Consider the following 3,557-nt stretch of genomic DNA (forward strand, 5'->3'; position numbering starts at 1 on the left):
GGATGCTGTTCATCGCCGAATTCCCGCAACTGTTCGGCAACAAGATCATCGCCGAGATGCGTGGCGTTTCCGATGAAGCCGGGCGTTCGCCGTTCTGGGAAAGCCTGGGTCGACACTTCTTCAAAATGGAGTTCAGCCAGGCGGACTACCTGACCGGCGTGGGCAACAAAGCGTTCATCGCCGAACTGATGCCGAAATTCCCGCTGTACACCTGCTTCCTGTCGCCGGATGCGCGCAACGTGATCGGTCAGGTTCACCCCGACACCGAGCCTGCATTGTCGATGCTCAAGAGCGAAGGTTTCAGCTACCAGGGCTACGTCGACATCTTCGACGCCGGCCCGGCCATCGAATGCGAAACCGGCAAGATCCGCGCCGTGCGCGACAGCCAGGCGCTGGTGCTGGCCATCGGCACGCCGGGTGACGACGCCACGCCGTTCATCATTCACAACCGCAAACGCGAAGACTGTCGGATCACGGCCGCGCCGGCACGTCTGGCCGCCGGTACGCTGGTGGTCGATCCGCAGACCGCCAAACGTCTTCAACTCAACGCAGGCGATCAAGTGCGCGCCGTGGCGTTGTCCGCTGCCCGGGAGTCGAAATAATGAAGTCGCTATACATCGCAGGTGAATGGCTGGCAGGCCAGGGGGAAACCTTTGAGTCGCTCAACCCGGTGACCCAGCAAGTGCTGTGGTCGGGCAGCAGCGCCACCGTTGATCAAGTGGAATCGGCCGTGCAAGCCGCACGTCAGGCGTTCCCGGATTGGGCGCGTCGCACGTTGCAGGAACGTATCTCGGTGCTGGAAGCCTTCGCCGCTGCGTTGAAAAACAACGCCGACGAACTCGCGCGCACCATCGGTGAAGAAACCGGCAAACCGCTGTGGGAAGCCGCGACCGAAGTCACCAGCATGGTCAACAAGATCGCGATCTCGGTGCAGAGCTATCGCGAGCGCACTGGCGAAAAGAGCGGCCCGCTGGGCGATGCCACCGCTGTACTGCGTCACAAGCCACACGGCGTGGTGGCGGTGTTCGGTCCTTACAACTTCCCTGGGCACTTGCCCAATGGTCACATCGTGCCGGCGCTGCTGGCCGGTAACACGGTGCTGTTCAAGCCAAGCGAACTGACCCCTAAAGTCGCCGAACTGACGGTCAAGTGCTGGATTGAGGCCGGTCTGCCGGCCGGCGTGTTGAACCTGCTGCAAGGCGCACGCGAAACCGGTATCGCCCTGGCGGCGAACCCGGGCATCGACGGGCTGTTCTTCACCGGTTCCAGCCGCACCGGCAATCACCTGCATCAGCAATTCGCCGGTCGTCCGGACAAGATTCTTGCGCTGGAAATGGGCGGCAACAACCCGCTCGTGGTTGATCAGGTCGCCGACCTCGATGCTGCGGTGTACACCATCATTCAATCGGCGTTCATTTCCGCCGGCCAGCGCTGCACTTGTGCCCGTCGCTTGCTGGTGCCGCAAGGCGCGTGGGGCGACTCGTTGCTGGCGCGCCTGGTGGCCGTCAGTTCGACGATTGAAGTCGGCGCATTCGATCAGCAACCGGCGCCATTCATGGGCTCGGTGGTTTCCCTCGCTGCCGCGAAAGCGTTGATGGATGCACAAGAACATCTGCTGGCCAATGGCGCCGTGGCACTGTTGGAAATGACTCAGCCACAGGCGCAGTCGGCGTTGTTGACCCCCGGCATCCTCGATGTGAGCGCTGTGGCCGATCGTCCTGACGAAGAGCTGTTTGGCCCGTTGCTGCAAGTGATCCGCTACGCTGATTTTGAAGCGGCGATCGCTGAAGCCAACGACACCGCCTACGGTCTGGCCGCCGGCCTGTTGTCGGACTCCGAAGCGCGTTACCAGCAGTTCTGGCTGGAAAGCCGCGCCGGTATCGTCAACTGGAACAAGCAACTGACCGGCGCCGCGAGCAGCGCGCCATTCGGCGGCGTCGGCGCCTCGGGCAACCACCGCGCCAGCGCCTATTACGCGGCGGATTACTGCGCGTACCCGGTGGCCTCGCTGGAAACCCCGAGCCTGGTGTTGCCTGCCGCTCTCACGCCTGGCGTGAAGATGGTGTAACGCCAATCGCGGGCAAGCCCGCTCCCACAAGTTCGGTGGCGTTCACACATCTTGTGTACGACGCAGTCACTGTGGGAGCTGGCTTGCCAGCGATGGCCACACCTCTGTCTCAAAGAATGTACTGAAGCCATAACAACAGATTCTCGTGGAGCCTCGCTGATGAAATCCTATGAAGTCAATTTTGACGGTCTAGTGGGGCCGACCCATAACTACGGCGGCCTGTCCTACGGCAACGTCGCGTCCCAGAGCAACAGCCAGCAGTCTTCCAATCCCAAGGAAGCCGCGCTGCAAGGCCTGGCGAAGATGAAAGCGCTGATGGAAATGGGTTTCCAGCAGGGCGTGCTGGCGCCACAAGAGCGCCCGGACGTGGCGGCATTGCGTCGCCTGGGTTTTGCCGGTACTGACGCCCAGGTCATTGAGCGTGCTGCGAAGGAAGCCATGCCATTGCTGGTCGCCAGTTGCTCGGCGTCGAGCATGTGGGTAGCCAACGCCGCCACCGTCAGCCCGAGCGCCGACACGGCTGACGGTCGTGTGCATTTCACCGCCGCCAACCTCAACTGCAAATATCACCGCAGCATCGAACATCCGACCACCAGCCGCGTGCTGGGTGCGATGTTCGCCGACCAGAACCACTTCGCTCATCACGCCGCGTTGCCGGCCGTGGCGCAGTTCGGTGACGAAGGCGCGGCCAACCACACGCGTTTCTGCCGCGAGTACGGCGAAGCCGGCGTCGAGTTCTTCGTGTTCGGCCGCAGTGCGTTCGATACCCGCTACCCGGCACCGCAGAAATACCCGGCACGCCAGACGCTCGAAGCGTCCCAGGCCGTGGCCCGCTTGCATGGCTTGAGCGATGACGGCGTGGTGTATGCCCAGCAGAATCCATCGGTGATCGACCAGGGCGTGTTCCACAACGACGTGATCGCCGTAGGCAACGGCGAAGTGCTGTTCTATCACGAGGACGCTTTCCTCGAGACGGACAAGATGCTCGCCGAATTGCAGAGCAAACTCGCCAAAGTCGGTGGGAAATTTCAGTCCGTGTGTGTTCCGCGTTCCGCAGTAACCGTGGAAGACGCCGTTCGGTCCTACCTGTTCAATAGCCAACTGCTGTCGCGTCCTGACGGCTCGATGCTGTTGATCGTGCCGGAAGAATGCCGTGGCAATGAACGCGTCTGGCAATACTTGCAGGGTTTGACCAGCTCCGGCGGCCTGATCCGCGAAGTAAAAGTCTTCGATCTCAAGCAAAGCATGCAGAACGGTGGTGGCCCTGCTTGCCTGAGGTTGCGTGTCGCGCTCAACGAAACCGAACTGGCGGCGGTCAATCCAGGCGTTATCATGACGGCACCGTTGTACGGCACTCTGACCGAATGGGTCGAGAAGCACTACCGCGACCGCATGACCGAAAACGATCTGGCGGATCCGCAATTGCTGCTTGAGTGCCGGACGGCACTGGATGAACTGACGCAAATCCTTAAACTGGGCGCGGTTTATC

At 61.7% G+C, this 3,557-nt stretch carries 3 protein-coding genes; all 3 read left to right on the forward strand.

The window, feature by feature from the left end; genetic code table 11:
- Window positions 1-602: arginine N-succinyltransferase (locus tag D8V06_RS11255; RefSeq protein WP_177434411.1), on the forward strand; the 602-nt coding region annotated here is incomplete at its 5' end.
- Window positions 599-2,068, forward strand: a complete 1,470-nt coding sequence (gene astD, locus D8V06_RS11260) for a succinylglutamate-semialdehyde dehydrogenase (protein ID WP_177336552.1) — start codon at window positions 599-601, stop codon at window positions 2,066-2,068. The genes D8V06_RS11255 and astD, both read left to right, overlap by 4 nt.
- A gap of 159 nt (window positions 2,069-2,227) precedes the next feature.
- Window positions 2,228-3,557: N-succinylarginine dihydrolase (gene astB / locus D8V06_RS11265; RefSeq protein WP_130930980.1), on the forward strand; the 1,330-nt coding region annotated here is incomplete at its 3' end.

It is taken from the genome of Pseudomonas sp. Sample_24 (assembly GCF_004307605.1).
Classification (GTDB): Bacteria; Pseudomonadota; Gammaproteobacteria; order Pseudomonadales; family Pseudomonadaceae; genus Aquipseudomonas.